Genomic DNA, 14,217 nt, shown 5'->3' on the forward strand with positions numbered 1-14,217 from the left:
CCTTATCGGGCGAATACTCTAAAGCGAACGTATGAAGTATAGCGGTCCTTGGAGCGCTAGATGGCGAGGGAACCTGCGCATGATCCAGGGGAGGCAATAGATCGACTACGCCACTCCACGCGGCGGATCTTGAATGCGATACGTTGGGCGCGAGCGGTCAACGCGGTCTGGCGCACTTTCAATCGCCACCAAGCTCGACAGGAAATAGCTGATAGCCCGGCTTCACCTGCCGCGCACGTCTATGAGCGAACGACGCTCGATGCTCAGATCATGATGATCGCTCGCGTATTTGACGCTCCAGGCCGAGGCCATATCCTCACGCAAAATCGGATGAGCTTTCCGGTTTGCCGAACGCTCATGGAGCAACCTGGCGTAATGGAGTTCTTGTTGGACCAATCCGAGGATTGGAACGAACTCGGGGCTGAAAATCGAGAGCGCCTTAGCGCAAGATATCACGTGTTCCTTGATGTGCTGACCGCACTCGAAAACGAGGAGCCGAACCGTGTCACTCTGGTTCGGGGCTTCCGAGACGAGAATATAGCTCATGAGTTGCGGTTCGACGTTCTGCCTGAGCGTCCGCAATATGATCACATCCACGGTCTGGTTGATGAAGCTTCCGTGCTTATCGGCCACCTGATGCTAATCGTGGAGGGGGCGGCGATCCATTGGCAGGACGGCGACGTAGACGGAAGCGTCACGTGGCTATGGAACGCGGTCGCGGATGTGAGCCGACGCGGCGACTAGTGGAAAAGCTTCGGATATCGATGTCCGCTTTCCACCCATAGCGGTCGTCAAAAACGTCTGCTTCCGTCCTGCAGGACTTTCCGGCACACAGGGCCGATGAGTCCGCGCAAATCCTCGATGAATACTACCCGCCCCTTTCCAACCCTGGCGCTGGAAACCCTGGCGCGCGAAGCGGCCGGCGGCTTGGTCTGCGGCGTGGACGAGGCGGGGCGCGGTCCGTGGGCGGGACCGGTGTCGGCGGCGGCCGTCATCCTGAATCCAGACGATCTTCCTGCCGGCATCGATGACTCCAAAGCCCTGACCGCCGCGCGGCGAGAAGTGCTGGAGGTCGAGATCAAGGCTCGGGCCGTCGCCTGGGGCGTGGGCTTCGCCACGGTCGAGGAAATACACGACCTGAACATCCTGCACGCCACCGGCCTGGCGATGTGTCGAGCCATTGAGGCGCTAGAGGTTCAGCCGATCGTCGCGCTTGTGGATGGGAACTATCGCTTCAAGCTGCCCTGCGACGTGCGCACGGTCGTGGGCGGCGACGGCCTGTCGCTGTCGATCGCCGCCGCCTCGATCCTGGCCAAGACGGCGCGCGACCGACTGATGGTCGATCTGGACGCCCAGTATCCCGGCTACGGCTTCGCCAGTCACAAGGGCTACAACGCCCCCATGCATGCGGCAGCGCTGAAGGCGATGGGCCCGTGTCCGGCGCATCGACGCAGTTGGTCGCCGATCAGGGCCCTGCTGGGAGAGACCTAAGCCTTCACGCGCCATGTCGCGCCCGTCGGGCCGTCCATGACCACCACGTTCAGCGCGTTTAGCCGGTCGCGAATGCGGTCCGCCTCGGCCCAGTCCTTGGCCGACCGAGCCGCCTGTCGCTCGACCAGCAAAGCCTCAACCTCGGCCTTCAGGCCCTCATCGACGCCCGAGAACCATTCGGCCGGGTCCGACTGCAGCACGCCCAGCAGATCAGCCGCCGCGATCAACTGGCCCTTTGCCAACGCCACCGCATCGACATCTCCCGCCGTCATGCCGCGCTCGATCTCGCTCGACAGGGCGAACAGGCTCGCCATGGCGCCGGGTGTGTTCAGGTCGTCCTCGATCGCCTTGAGAAACTCGACTGGCGGTTCGTCGCCGACGGCCTCGATGTTTGCGGCGCGGTGCAAAGCCCCATAGAGACGGTCCAGGTTCTTGCGCGACTGATCCAGCAGCCCCTGGTTCCAGTCCAGCGGCTGGCGATAGTGGGCGCTCAGCAGGGCCCAGCGCACGACCTCGCCCGGCATGGCCTGGACCAGATCGTGCAGCAGCAGGACGTTGCCGATCGACTTGGACATCTTCTCGGCATCCACGGTCAGAAAGCCATTGTGCATCCAGTAGCGGGCGTATTCATCGTGCGCCGCATCGCCATGCGCGTGGCCGTGGGCGCAGACGCCCTGGGCGATCTCGTTTTCGTGGTGCGGAAACACCAGGTCGATGCCGCCGCCGTGGATGTCGATGGGCAGGCCCAGCGTCTTCTCGATCATGGCCGAGCATTCGATGTGCCAGCCCGGCCGGCCGTCGCCCCAGGGCGAAGGCCAGGACGGCTCGTCGGCCTTGGACGGCTTCCACAACACGAAGTCGTGCGGATTCTTCTTGTAGGGCGCGACCTCGACGCGGGCGCCGGCGATCATATCGTCCAGGTTCCGGCCCGACAGCGCGCCATAGGCCGGGTAGGTAGACACATCGAACAGCACATGGCCCTCCGCCGCATAGGCGCAGCCGGCGTCAACGATGGCCTGGATCTGGCTGACGATGGCGTCGATGTGGTCGGTGACGTGCGGTGCGATGTCGGGCGCCGAGACGTTCAGCCGGGCCATGTCCTCGAGATAGGCCGCCTCGTAGCGGGCCGTGACCTCGCCGATCGGCACGCCTTCGCGCGCGGCCTTCTGATTGATCTTGTCGTCTACGTCGGTGACGTTGCGGGCGTAGATCACCTGCTCATAGGTCCGGCGCAGCAGGCGCACCAGCACGTCGAACACCACGGGCGGCCGCGCATTGCCGATGTGGGCGTAGTCATAGACCGTCGGCCCGCACACATAGAGGGTCACCCGGCTCGGATCGCGCGGTGCGAACGGGCGCTTTTCACGACGCAGGGTATCGTGGAGGTGCAGAGGCATGGCGGAACGGCTTCGTTTTCTTGCGAGACGGAGGGTCCGTCCCATATAGCGGCCTGATATACAGTCCGAGTGGATTGTTAAATGCAGGTCCCTTCATGAGCGTCACCCCCGTAAAGCCCGTGCTGGTCAGCGACGAAACTTCAAAGCGCCCCAGCCGCGAACAGGCGCTGGAGGCCGTGCGCACCCTGATTGCCTGGGCCGGCGACGATCCGGCCCGGCCCGGACTGATCGACACGCCAAAGCGAGTGGTCGACGCCTATGGCGAGTGGTTCGAGGGCTATGACGCGGACGCGGGTCGCGAGCTGAGCCGCACCTTCGAGGACGTTCAGGGCTATGACGACATGGTCATCCTGCGCGACATCGAGGTCGAGAGCCATTGCGAGCACCACCTCGCCCCTTTCCTGGGCAAGGCTTCGGTCGCCTATCTGCCGGGCGAAAAGGTCGTCGGCATCTCCAAGCTGGCCCGCGTGGTGGAGATTTTCGCCCGGCGTCTGCAGAACCAGGAAACTCTGACCAACGACATCGTCGCCGCCATCGAATCGCATCTGCAGCCGCGTGGCGTGGCCGTTCTGGTGGATGCGACGCACCAGTGCATGACGACCCGCGGCGTGCATCACCGCCACGTTTCGACCATCACGACGCGCTTCACTGGGGCCTTCAAGTCCGACCCCGCGCTGACGGAGCGTTTCCTGAAGCTGGCGAAGGACTGATCGTCTTGGTTTCGCATTAGAGCGCTTTACAAGCTCGCCTTGGAACGCCAAGAACGACACCGAAAGCTTAGGTGGGTCCGCGTGTCGCGGATCACAGATGGAGACGCAGCGCATGGGCGCCAAACTTTCCGGCCCTGGCGGCCAAGGCGGCAAGACGGTCGAACAGAACAGCGACATCAACGTCACGCCGTTCGTGGACGTGATGCTGGTGCTGCTGATCATCTTCATGGTCGCCGCGCCGCTGGCCACCGTGTCGATCCGCCTGGACCTGCCGCCGGCTACCCCGCCGGCGCCGGATCAGGAAATTGAAGAGCCGGTCTACATCACGATCCAGGAATCCGGACAGCTCTTCATCGCCGAGAATGAAACTTCGCTGGGAGCCCTGGCCGCGGATGTGTGCGCGGCGCTGGGCAGCGGGAACTGCCGCGATGAGCGCGTCTTCGTCCGCGCCCAGGCCGAAGTGCAGTACAATCAGTTCATGGAGGTCATGAACACCCTGCAGGAGAACGGCTTCTTCAAGGTCGGCCTGCTGAACGAAGACATCGAATAGGGCTTTCCGCCTCTTTCAAGGAAACAGGGTCGCCGCCTTCGGGTTGCGGCCCTTTTTCATGCCTTGCGCCGAGCGGCGACGCGGGCCTTGATGCAGCTTCTCGCCGATCCGGAGGCCTCCCATGCGTCGTCGCACCTTTCTGTCCGCCCTGCCCGCTGGCGCCCTGGCCGCATCAACTGCATCTGCGCAGGCCACGCCGCCCGCAGCCGGTCGTCCGATGGAGGCCGCGCCCCCTGCGGTGCGGAGGCCGGATCCCTACGCCGGCATCGGCATCGGCGACCGCATCACGGGGCCGAAGTTCGTCGGCCGCTCGACCGTCTGGGGCGCGAACGGCGCGGCCGCAACGGCTCATCCCACCGCCACCCTCATCGGCATCGACACCCTGAGACGCGGCGGGTCGGCCATCGACGCCGCCATCGCCATCAACGCCGCGCTCGGCTTTCTGGAGCCGGTCGCCAATGGCATCGGCGGCGACGCCTACGCCATGCTTTGGGATCCGGCTCAGCGCAAGGTTGTGGGCCTTAACGGTTCTGGAAACAGCCCGTTGGGCCTGTCGCTGGCGACCGCCCGCTCCAAGGCGCGGCCCAACGGCTACCTCCCCAGCTACGGCGCCGTGACCGTCAACGTCCCTGGCACAGTCGACGCCTGGTGGAGCGCCCACCAGCGCTACGGCAAGCTGCCGTGGAAAGACGTCCTGATGCCGGTGGTCGAGCTGTGTGAGCAGGGCGTACCCATGCCCCAGGTGATCGCCTACTACCTGGAACGCAACATGGCCGGCTTCGACCGCAATGCCGACCAGATGGAGGAGAACGACAACCGCAAGAAGGTGTATGCACCCGGCGGCGCCACGCCCAAGGTCGGCCAGATCTTCGCCAACCCTGACCTGGCGGCCACCTATCGCGCCATCGCCGAGGGCGGCCGCGAAGCCTTCTATGATGGCGTGTTGGCCGACCACATGGAACGCTATTTCCGCCGCATCGGCGGCTGGATGACCCGCCAGGACCTGAAGGCGCACCAGACCGAATGGGTCGAGCCGATCATGACCGACTATCGCGGTGTCCAGGTCTATGGCCTGGGACCCAACACTCAGGGCCTGTCGACCAATCAGATCCTGAACATCTGCGAGCAGTTCGATCTCAAGGGCATGGGCTTTCAGTCCGCCGCCTCCATCCACCACCAGGCCGAGGCCAAGCGCCTGGCGTTTGAGGACCGCGCCCGCTTTTTCGCCGATCAGCGGTTCAGCGCCGCGCCGGTCGAATGGCTGAACTCCAAGGCCTACGCCGCCCAGCGCGCGCGGCTGATCCGCCCGGACCGCGTCATGGATCGCATCTTCCCCGGTGACGCTCCGACACAGGGCGACACCACCTACTTCAGCGTGGCCGACAAGGACGGGATGATGGTGAGCTGGATCCAGTCCAACTATCGCGGCATGGGCTCGGGCCTGGTGCCCGACGGACCGGACGGCCGCACCCTGGGCTTCATGTTCCAGGACCGCGGCGAACTGTTCGCCCTGACCGACGGCCATCCCAACGTCTACGCGCCGGGCAAGCGCCCCTTCCACACCATCATCCCGGGCTTTGCGGTGCGCGACGGCCAGCCCTGGATGGCGATGGGCGTTATGGGCGGCGGCATGCAGCCCCAGGGCCAGGCCCAGATCATCATCAACATGGTCGACTACGGTCTGGACCCGCAGGAGGCTGGCGACAGCCCGCGCTGGCAGCATTACGGTTCGTCCGAACCCACCGGCCAGCCCGCCGAGGGCGTCGGCCGACTGCATCTGGAGTCCGGCGTACCGGACGCGACGAAACGGCAGCTAGAGGCCTTGGGCTGGACGCTAGGCCGGCCCGACGGCGGCTTCGGCGGCTATCAGAACGTGGTCATGCAGCAAAACCCTGGCGCTCGCTGGACCTACGGCGCCGCGTCGGAAATGCGCAAGGACGGCCTGGCGCTGGCCTATTGAACCTCCGCGCCGAGGGCTACAGCGTTTCCTGGAACCTTACCGGCTGGCCGCGAGCCGATCCGATCAACTCGCCGTCCTTCATCACCACCCGCCCGCGCACGATCGTCGCCATGGGCCAGCCTTCGGCCTCGAAACCGTCGAAGGGGGTCCAGCCGCTGCGGGTCGCCATGTCTTCATGGCGGATGATCCGCCTGGCCTTCAGATCCACCAGGGTCAGGTCGGCGTCATAGCCTTCCGTCAGACGGCCCTTGCCAGCCGTGCCGAACACCCGCTGGGCGCCGCCCGACGTCAGGTCGATGAAGCGTTCCAGCGTCAGTCGCCCCTGGGCCACATGGGTAAGCATGACCGGCACCAGGGTCTGCACGCCCGGCATCCCGGACGGCGACGCCGGATAGGGCCGCGCCTTCTCCTCCAGCGTATGCGGCGCATGGTCCGAACCCAGCACGTCCACGACACCCTGCTGGATGCCGCGCCACAGGCCGGCGATGTGCGGCGCATTGCGGATCGGCGGGTTCATCTGGGCCAGGCCCTTCAACCGCTCATAGGCCTCGTCGCCGTCCAGGGTCAGATGCTGGGGCGTCACCTCGACGGTGGCCACATCCTTGTGTTGGGCCAGGAACTCGATCTCCTCGGCTGTCGTCACGTGCAGCACGTGGATGCGGCGTCCGACCTCCTTGGCCAGACGGACCAGGCGACGCGTGCTCATTATGGCGCTCTCGGGATCGCGCACCTCGGGGTGGCTGGTCCAGTCGCCGGGCCGGGCCAGATCGCGTCGCTCGGCCAGGCGGTATTCGTCCTCGGAATGGAAGGTGGCCCGCCGGCTGACGTTGCGCAGCACCTCGCGCACGCCGTCGTCGTCGGCGATCAGCAGGTCGCCGGTCGAGGCGCCCATGAAGACCTTGACCCCGCAGCAGCCCGGCAGCCGCTCCAGCTCGCCCAGATAGGCCGCATTGCCGTGCGTGCCGCCGACGTAGAAGGCGTGGTCGGTCCACATCCGGTCCTTCGCCCGCGCCAGCTTGTCGGCCAGGGTGTCCGGGTCGGTCGTGTTGGGATTGGTGTTCGGCATCTCGAACACCGCGACAACGCCGCCCAGCGCCGCAGCGCGCGAACCCGTCTCCAGGTCCTCTTTCCACTCCAGGCCCGGCTCGCGGAAGTGCACCTGGGTGTCGATCACCCCCGGCAGGACGGTCAGGCCGGCGGCCTCCACCACCTCTCCGGCCGAGGCCTGGGACAGGTCGCCGATGAAGGCGATGCGGCCGTCGCGCACGCCCACGTCGGCCGGGCCGCGCCCCGCATGGTTGGCGACGTCGCCGCCGCGCACGATCAGATCATAGGTCGCCATGGGCCGCCTCCTCGAAAGCTCGCCGCTTATGGCGACCGAAGGCGGCCGGGGGCAAGTCTCAGGTCGTGGGAACCGAGGTCGCCACCGCTGGCCGCGCCGACGTCGGACCCCACGGCCCCACATCGCGCCCGCCGCCGAACTTCACCAGCGCCGCGATGCGCTTCTCGATGGGCGGGTGGGTGCCGAACAGGCCCGACAGACCAAACGCGCCTTCCTGATTGTCCAGGAACATGCCGCGCACTTCGTCGGGGGCCTCCAGCTTGGACTGGCCCGAAACCTTGCGCAGAGCCGAGATCATGGCGTCGGGGTTCTTGGTCAGCTCGACCGCGCCCGCATCGGCCACATATTCGCGCGTCCGCGACAAGCTCATGCGGATCACAAACGCCAGCGCCACCCCGATCACCGCAATGGCGATGCCGATCAGGATCAGCGGCCCGGCGTTCTTGTTGTTGCCCCGCCCGCCGCGCGCGAAAAACAGGCTGCGGAACACGATCTCGGCGATCACGCTGATGATGCCCGCGAAGATCGAAGCGATCACCATGGTCCGCACGTCCTTGTTGATGACGTGGGTCAGCTCGTGCGCCAGCACCGCCTCCATCTCGTCGCGGTCCAGCGCGCCCATCAGGCCGCGCGTCACGGTGACGGAATAACGCCCCTCGTGCAGGCCCGAGGCATAGGCGTTCAGCGACTGGTCCTCGATGATCCTCAGCGTCGGCGTCTTCATGCCGCGAGAGATCGCCAGGTTCTCGAGCAGATTATAGAGCTCGGGCTCGCTGCGCCGATCGACCTTTCGGGCGCCGGTCATGGCGTCGATCATGGCCTGGTTGCCGAAATAGGCGATGGCGAACCAGACGCCCGAGATCACCAGGGCGGCCGGCACGGTCCAGCTCAGCATGCTGGCGGCCAGCGCCATGTCCTGACCCAGCGTCGCCTCGGGCCCCGCGTTCGGCAGGACGCCGAAGCCCATGAGGATCAGTTGCAGCCCATACAAGATGCCGACCATCAACACCGGGAACCCGGCCAGCAGGATCGCCGACCGTGTGTTGTTGGCCCAGATGTGGGTCTTGAGACCGACCGCGCCCAAGCGCTCGCTCCCTTAGAACTGCACCGTCGGCGGGGCGGCGTTCAGGCCCGCCCGCTCGCTCTCGCCCACGTCGAAGAAGGGCTTGTCCGAGCCGAAGCCGAACAGACCGGCGAACAGGACGGTCGGAAACTGGCGGCGCACGGCGTTGAACTCGGCCACGGCGTTGTTGAAGAAGCGGCGCGCGGCGGCCAGCTTGTTCTCGATGTCCGACAGATCCATTTGCAGCTGCTGGAAGTTGGTGTTGGCCTTCAGGTCCGGATAGGCCTCCGACACGGCGAACAGGCGGCCCAGGGTTGCCGTCAGCATGTTCTCGGCCTGCACCTTGTCATTGACAGACGTCGCCCCGGCGGCGGCGGCGCGCGCCTGGGTCACGGCGTCCAGCGTGCCGCGCTCATGCGTGGCGTAGCCCTTCACCGTCTCGACGAGGTTGGGGATCAGGTCCTGGCGCTGCTTCAGCTGCACGTCGATATCGGCGAACGACTGGTTGGCGGCCTGATCCAGCGCCACCAGCCGGTTGTAGGCGCCGACGATGACAAACAGCAGTACGACGACGATGACGCCGATGATGATCCAGGTGATCATGAAGCCCTCCTAAAGCCTTGGCTGGATTATGGGGCTTGGACGCGCTCGCCTGAAATGAATTCGTCGTCACCCACCGGCGCGAGCAGCGAGTGCGCGCTTGAGCTTGGCGATCGCGATCCGCTCCAGGCCGCGCGGCTCGTGCGCAGGGCCGGTGGCGGAAACCTCGATCCCGCTGGTGACGTGAACCGCCGAACATTTGAGAAAGGCGCCGTGGCGGACGAACTCGACGATGACCTCGCCCGCCGCTTCGTCGCGCATCAGGCGGCGCTCGGCATCCGGGCGACGTTGCAGTGCGACCAAAGCTTGTCCATGGCGGCGACCAGGGCATCCATCATGCCGTCGTCGTGGTCGGGCGAGGGCGTAAAGCGCAGGCGCTCGGTTCCCCTGGGCACGGTGGGATAGTTGATCGGCTGGACGTAGATGCCGAAATCTTCCAGCAGCATGTCCGAGATCATCTTGCAGTGCACCGGATCGCCCACGTGCACGGGCACGATGTGGCTGACGCTGGGCAGCACCGGGATGCCGGCGGCGACGAAGCGCGCCTTCAGCGCCGCGGCGCGTTCCTGATGCTTTTCACGTAGTTCCGGATGGGTCTTGAGGTGACGCACAGAGGCCAGAGCGCCCGCGGTCAGGGCCGGCGGCAGGCTGGTCGTGAAGATGAAGCCCGAGGCCCAGCTGCGCACCGCATCGATGATCACGGCGTCCGCTGCGATATAGCCGCCCATCACGCCGATGGCCTTGCCCAAGGTGCATTCGATGATGTCGATGCCGTCCAGCATGCCGTCGCGTTCGGCCACGCCCGCGCCGGTTGCGCCGTACAGGCCGACAGCGTGCACTTCGTCCAGATAGGTCATGGCCCCATATTTGCGGGCCAGGGCGATGGTGCCGGCCAGGTCGGCGATGTCGCCGTCCATGGAATAGACGCTCTCGAAGGCGATCAGCTTGGGCGCCTCGGCCGGCGCGGCCTGCAGCAGCGCCTCCAGATGCTCCAGATCGTTGTGCGCGAAGATGTGCCGCTCGCAGCCGCCGTTGCGGATGCCCGCGATCATCGAGGCGTGGTTCAGGCTGTCGGAGAAGATGATCAGGCCCGGCAGGATGCGCTGCAGCGTCGTCAGCGTCGCCTCATTGGCCACATAGCCCGAGGTGAACAGCAGGGCGGCTTCCTTCTGATGCCAGCTGGCCAGCTCGGCTTCCAGATCGACGGCGGAGCGTGTGGTGCCCGAGATGTTGCGCGTGCCGCCGGCGCCCGCGCCGGCCTCGGCGACCTCGGCTTGCATGGCGGCGACCACGTCAGGATGCTGGCCCATGCCAAGATAGTCGTTGGAGCACCAGACGACCACGTCCTGTTCGGTGCCGTCCTCGCGCCGACGCACCGCGCACGGGAACTTCCCGCGCACGCGCTTCAGATCGGCGAAGACACGATAGCGGCCCTCGGTCTTGACTTGAGTGACGGCGTTTTGGAACGCGGTCCGGTAGTCGAACACGGCAGGCTCTTTGGCGGCTTGTGACAGCGACGCCTATGTGCGCCTCGCGCCCCTTAATGTCCACAAGCGGCACAGGGAGAAATCGTCGCAAGGCCTTAATCGATAACGATTCTCATGTTTGTTGGAGCGCGGTCAGAAGGCTCCGCCTTCTCGACCCGACGCGCTCCCTATCTCCTGCCCATGAAATGGGAAGGGGACCACGAAGTCGTGGAGGGGCGGGTCCACCATCGCAAAGCCCCTCCGTCACAGCGCAAGCGCCGCGCCACCCCCCATGACATGGAGAGGAGACTGAGAGCTCAGTCCTTCTTCAGGCCGTCCAGCTGGCCGCGCAGCATCTGCAGGATGCCGGAGAAGTCGCGGCCCGCGTAGCCCAGGCCGCCGAACAGGGCGTAGAGGGCCTCGGCCTGAGCGCCCAGCGGCGTGGTGGCGCCCGCCTTGGCGGCGGCGTCCTGGGCGAGCTTCAGATCCTTCAGCATCATGGCCGTGGCGAACCCGCCGTCATAGTCGCGGTTCGACGGCGCGGTCGGCACGGGGCCGGCCCAGGGGTAGTAGTTGGTCACGCTCCAGCACTGGCCGGACGACTTGGACGCGATCTCGAAGAAGCGTTCGGGCTCCAGGCCCAGCTTCTCGGCCAGGGCGACGGCCTCGCACGTGCCGACCATCGAAATGCCCAGCAGCATGTTGTTGCAGATCTTAGCCGCCTGCCCCGCGCCGTGTTCGCCGGCGCGGATGGTGATGCGGCTCATGGGCTCGAGCGCCGGCTCGATGCGGGCGAAATCGCCCTCGTCGCAACCGACCATGAAGGCCAGGGTGCCGGCGTCCGCCGCAGCCGTGCCGCCCGACACCGGGGCGTCGGCGAAGGCGTAGCCCGCCTCCTTGGCCAGCCCGGCGACCTTGCGCGCGGTGTCGACGTCGATGGTCGAGCAGTCCAGCAGCAGGGCGCTGGTTGGCGCCGCGCCGATGATCTGCTCGGAATAGACCTGCAGCACGTGAGGGCCGGCCGGCAGCATGGTGATGACGATCTCGGCGTCCCGGACGGCCTCAGTGACCGACGCGGCCGGCGTGCAGCCCGCGGCCGCCGCGCGGTCCAGCGCATCGTTCGACAGATCGAACGCCGCGACCTGATGACCCGCCTTGGCCTGATTGGCAGCCATGCCGCCGCCCATGTTGCCCAGCCCGATAAAGGCGATCCGCGCCATGCGACTGCTCCCTTGATTATGGTTTCTTGGCCGGACGGTTAGCCCGCCTCTTGGCCCCGCGCCAGCCCGATCAGCCGCCGCGACGGATCAGCTCGTCGGCCAGGGCGGCGGTCAGATAGCCGTCCGCCGTGCGCCCGTTGGCGATCTGCCACTGGCGAAGCGCCGCACGGGTGTTGGCCCCAATCACACCGTCCACACCTTGCGTGTCATAGCCCAGCCGGGTCAGCGCCGCTTGAGCCCCCACGCGCTGATCGCGCGTCATCGGACCATCGTCAGGCCAGGCCTTCGTCAACGCCGGCTTCCCCTGCACCCCATCGGCGATCAGGCCGATCGCCAGGGCGTAGCTCACCGAGTTGTTGTAGCGGCGGATGACATAGTGGTTCGGCAGGGCCAGGAAGGCCGGGCCGTTCGCGCCCTGCGGCAGAAGGATGGTCGCCCCCTCCCCCGCCTCGGCCGCGTTGAGACTGGCGCCGTTCGCCAGCGTCACGCCACGCTGGGACCAGAAGCTCCAGGGATGGCGGCCGTCCTCGGCCAGCGAATAGTCAAAGCCAGACGGCAGCATGACCTCATAGGCCCAGCCCTGGCCTCGCTTCCATCCGGCCTGAGCCAGCAGATTGGCGGCCGAGGCCAGGGCGTCGGCGTCCGACCCCCAGATGTCGACCTTGCCGTCCCCGTCCTGATCGACGGCGAGGCGCAGATAGTTGTCCGGCATGAACTGGGTCTGGCCCATGGCGCCGGCCCAGCTGCCCTTCAGGCCCGCACGGTCGCGCTTGCCGTCAACGACGATGTTCAGCGCATTCTTAAGCTGCTCCTCGGCCCAGTCGCGACGCCGGCCGTCGAAGGCCAGGGTCGCCAGCGAGCGGATCACGTCGAAGTCGCCCTGAACCTGACCGAAGGCGCTCTCCTGAGCCCAGATCCCGAGCAGGATCTCGCTCGGCACGCCGTATCGTTGGACTACCGACCACGGCACGCGATCGCTGCGCCGACGCGCCTCGGCGACCCGAGCCGCGCTGGTGGCGTTGGTCACATAGACGCCGGCCGGCCGCGAGAACTCGGGCTGGTTGCGGTCCAGGCGGATCACCGACGGGTTGGGCGTCAGCCCCTGGAGCTCGCGCTGATAGGCTGCGCGGCGGGCGCCGCCGTGGCGTTCCAGAAAACCCTGTTTCCACTGTTGGAAGCTGGCTTCGTCATACGCCTCGCTCGGCGGCGGCGGCGCTGGTGTGGACGCCGGAGCCGGGGTGGTCGCGGCAGGAGCGGGCCCCGGCATCGGCGTCACCCGCAGAGGGGGCTCCGGCACCATGGGCGCACAGGCCGCGACCGAAACGAACAACAGGAGGCGATAGGAAAATCTCATCATCCTCGCCTAACGCGTCGTGGCCCCGAAACGTAATCACAAGCGCGCGAATTTCTTTGACTCTTCTGTCGAGGCCATCTGCGCCTCCCAGGCTCGCGCAGGACCCAGAGCGCACCGACGTCAGTCGGCCCAGCGAGGCTTCCGCTTGTCCAGAAAGGCTCTCACGCCTTCCCGACCCTCGTCGGATACACGCGCCCGTGCGATGCGCCGTGCAGTATCTTCCAGCAGACTATGATCAAGCTTGTGGCCGGCGACGTCATGCACCAGCCGCTTGGCGTCTCCCATAGCCCCAGGGGCATTGGCCGTCAGGCTGTCGCTGAGCATGGCGATGAACTCGTCCATAGCGCCTTCCGGCAGAACCATGTCGATCAGACCCGCATGCGCCGCATAATCGGCGTCGAAGATGTTCGCCGTCAGGAACAACTGCCGGGCTCGACGCGCGCCAACGGCCTCGATGACGTAGGGCGCTATGGTCGCGGGGATCAGGCCGAGCTTGACCTCGGAAAAAGCGAAGCGGGCGCCCTGAACGGCCACAGCCATGTCGCAGGCCGCCACAATGCCCGCGCCGCCGCCCATGGCCGAACCCTCGACCAGGGCGACGGTCAAGGCGGGCACGTCATGCAGCGCCTTGAGCATCCTGGCCAGACCCATGGCGTCATCGCGGTTGTCGCTTTCCGACCAGTCGGCAGCGTCGCGCATCCATTGAAGGTCGGCGCCCGCACTGAAGGCGCCCCCTGCGCCGCGGATGAAGACCACCCTCACGTGGTCCGCCCCATGCAGGGTCTCGAAAGCCTCCCTCAAAGCCGCGATCGTCGCCGCATCAAAGGCGTTCTTCTTCTGCGGCCGATTGATGGTCACGAACACCCGGCCATCCGGCGTCGCATCGATGCGCACCAGATCGTCGTCAGCATCCGGCGCCGCCTCCGCCAGCAGCGGATGCGCGATGGCGTTGATCTGCGCCGCCTCTGCATCGGTGATGTCCAGCGCGTTGAGGTCGGCGTCTTGCGGCACGGGGTTCTTGGTCATGGCTTTCTCCTTGCCCCCCTAACGCATCAACCCCTCAG

At 66.4% G+C, this 14,217-nt stretch carries 14 protein-coding genes; 5 read left to right on the forward strand and 9 right to left on the reverse strand.

What is annotated here, in order from left to right:
* The first annotated feature begins 60 nt into the window (after positions 1-60).
* Together E4M01_RS10490 and E4M01_RS10495 are read left to right on the forward strand one after the other, a co-directional pair.
* Entirely contained in the window at positions 61-744 is a 684-nt protein-coding gene (locus E4M01_RS10490; RefSeq protein ID WP_135065041.1) for a hypothetical protein, read from the forward strand.
* A gap of 117 nt (positions 745-861) precedes the next feature.
* On the forward strand, positions 862-1,491 hold the full coding sequence (locus E4M01_RS10495) for a ribonuclease HII (RefSeq protein ID WP_135065038.1): 630 nt from the start codon (positions 862-864) through the stop codon (positions 1,489-1,491).
* On the opposite strand, the gene cysS is transcribed toward E4M01_RS10495, so the two are convergent.
* Complete coding sequence (cysS, locus tag E4M01_RS10500) at positions 1,488-2,888, reverse strand: cysteine--tRNA ligase (protein WP_135065036.1); 1,401 nt, start codon at positions 2,886-2,888, stop codon at positions 1,488-1,490. The two genes, E4M01_RS10495 and cysS, sit on opposite strands and share 4 nt — an antisense overlap.
* A 95-nt stretch (positions 2,889-2,983) precedes the next feature.
* Between cysS and folE the strand changes: the two genes are divergently transcribed.
* The 3 genes from folE to E4M01_RS10515 all read left to right on the forward strand — a co-directional run bounded on the left by folE (position 2,984) and on the right by E4M01_RS10515 (position 6,108).
* The gene (gene folE / locus E4M01_RS10505) at positions 2,984-3,598 is read left to right on the forward strand and encodes a GTP cyclohydrolase I FolE (RefSeq protein WP_135065033.1); all 615 of its coding nucleotides are present in this window, start codon (positions 2,984-2,986) and stop codon (positions 3,596-3,598) included.
* A gap of 112 nt (positions 3,599-3,710) precedes the next feature.
* On the forward strand, positions 3,711-4,148 hold the full coding sequence (locus E4M01_RS10510; RefSeq protein ID WP_135065030.1) for a biopolymer transporter ExbD: 438 nt from the start codon (positions 3,711-3,713) through the stop codon (positions 4,146-4,148).
* A gap of 121 nt (positions 4,149-4,269) precedes the next feature.
* A complete protein-coding gene (locus E4M01_RS10515; protein WP_135065027.1) occupies positions 4,270-6,108 on the forward strand; it encodes a gamma-glutamyltransferase family protein in 1,839 nt (612 codons plus the stop codon).
* A 16-nt stretch (positions 6,109-6,124) separates the two neighbouring features.
* Here the strand turns inward: E4M01_RS10515 and E4M01_RS10520 are convergent, their stop codons facing one another.
* From E4M01_RS10520 to E4M01_RS10555, 8 genes are all read right to left on the reverse strand, one after another.
* A complete protein-coding gene (locus tag E4M01_RS10520; protein ID WP_135065024.1) occupies positions 6,125-7,450 on the reverse strand; it encodes a dihydroorotase in 1,326 nt (441 codons plus the stop codon).
* Between the two features lie 58 nt (positions 7,451-7,508).
* Positions 7,509-8,534 carry a M48 family metallopeptidase gene (locus tag E4M01_RS10525; protein WP_135065021.1) on the reverse strand — a complete coding sequence of 342 codons (1,026 nt, stop codon included), beginning with the start codon at positions 8,532-8,534 and terminating at the stop codon, positions 7,509-7,511.
* Between the two features lie 12 nt (positions 8,535-8,546).
* Complete coding sequence (locus E4M01_RS10530; RefSeq protein WP_135065018.1) at positions 8,547-9,116, reverse strand: LemA family protein; 570 nt, start codon at positions 9,114-9,116, stop codon at positions 8,547-8,549.
* A gap of 66 nt (positions 9,117-9,182) precedes the next feature.
* A complete protein-coding gene (locus E4M01_RS10535) occupies positions 9,183-9,374 on the reverse strand; it encodes a hypothetical protein (protein ID WP_135065015.1) in 192 nt (63 codons plus the stop codon).
* Entirely contained in the window at positions 9,374-10,600 is a 1,227-nt protein-coding gene (hemA, locus tag E4M01_RS10540; RefSeq protein ID WP_135065012.1) for a 5-aminolevulinate synthase, read from the reverse strand. The genes E4M01_RS10535 and hemA overlap by 1 nt, the downstream gene beginning before the upstream one ends.
* Before the next feature lie 296 nt (positions 10,601-10,896).
* Positions 10,897-11,799, reverse strand: a complete 903-nt coding sequence (gene mmsB / locus E4M01_RS10545; RefSeq protein ID WP_135065009.1) for a 3-hydroxyisobutyrate dehydrogenase — start codon at positions 11,797-11,799, stop codon at positions 10,897-10,899.
* A gap of 70 nt (positions 11,800-11,869) precedes the next feature.
* Complete coding sequence (locus tag E4M01_RS10550; protein WP_135065204.1) at positions 11,870-13,153, reverse strand: lytic murein transglycosylase; 1,284 nt, start codon at positions 13,151-13,153, stop codon at positions 11,870-11,872.
* A 120-nt stretch (positions 13,154-13,273) separates the two neighbouring features.
* On the reverse strand, positions 13,274-14,179 hold the full coding sequence (locus E4M01_RS10555; RefSeq protein WP_135065006.1) for an enoyl-CoA hydratase-related protein: 906 nt from the start codon (positions 14,177-14,179) through the stop codon (positions 13,274-13,276).
* Positions 14,180-14,217: the final 38 nt, after the last annotated feature.

It is taken from the genome of Brevundimonas sp. MF30-B (genome assembly GCF_004683885.1).
Classification (GTDB): Bacteria; Pseudomonadota; Alphaproteobacteria; order Caulobacterales; family Caulobacteraceae; genus Brevundimonas.

Excerpts from the sequence above, each read along its gene's own strand:
- E4M01_RS10490 (WP_135065041.1), top strand. The coding sequence starts at position 61 with ATGGCGAGGGAACCTGCGCATGATCCAGGGGAGGCAATAGATCGACTA.
- E4M01_RS10495 (WP_135065038.1), top strand. The coding sequence starts at position 862 with ATGAATACTACCCGCCCCTTTCCAACCCTGGCGCTGGAAACCCTGGCG.
- cysS (WP_135065036.1), bottom strand. The coding sequence starts at position 2,888 with ATGCCTCTGCACCTCCACGATACCCTGCGTCGTGAAAAGCGCCCGTTC.
- folE (WP_135065033.1), top strand. The coding sequence starts at position 2,984 with ATGAGCGTCACCCCCGTAAAGCCCGTGCTGGTCAGCGACGAAACTTCA.
- E4M01_RS10510 (WP_135065030.1), top strand. The coding sequence starts at position 3,711 with ATGGGCGCCAAACTTTCCGGCCCTGGCGGCCAAGGCGGCAAGACGGTC.
- E4M01_RS10515 (WP_135065027.1), top strand. The coding sequence starts at position 4,270 with ATGCGTCGTCGCACCTTTCTGTCCGCCCTGCCCGCTGGCGCCCTGGCC.
- E4M01_RS10520 (WP_135065024.1), bottom strand. The coding sequence starts at position 7,450 with ATGGCGACCTATGATCTGATCGTGCGCGGCGGCGACGTCGCCAACCAT.
- E4M01_RS10530 (WP_135065018.1), bottom strand. The coding sequence starts at position 9,116 with ATGATCACCTGGATCATCATCGGCGTCATCGTCGTCGTACTGCTGTTT.
- E4M01_RS10535 (WP_135065015.1), bottom strand. The coding sequence starts at position 9,374 with ATGCGCGACGAAGCGGCGGGCGAGGTCATCGTCGAGTTCGTCCGCCAC.
- mmsB (WP_135065009.1), bottom strand. The coding sequence starts at position 11,799 with ATGGCGCGGATCGCCTTTATCGGGCTGGGCAACATGGGCGGCGGCATG.
- E4M01_RS10550 (WP_135065204.1), bottom strand. The coding sequence starts at position 13,153 with ATGAGATTTTCCTATCGCCTCCTGTTGTTCGTTTCGGTCGCGGCCTGT.
- E4M01_RS10555 (WP_135065006.1), bottom strand. The coding sequence starts at position 14,179 with ATGACCAAGAACCCCGTGCCGCAAGACGCCGACCTCAACGCGCTGGAC.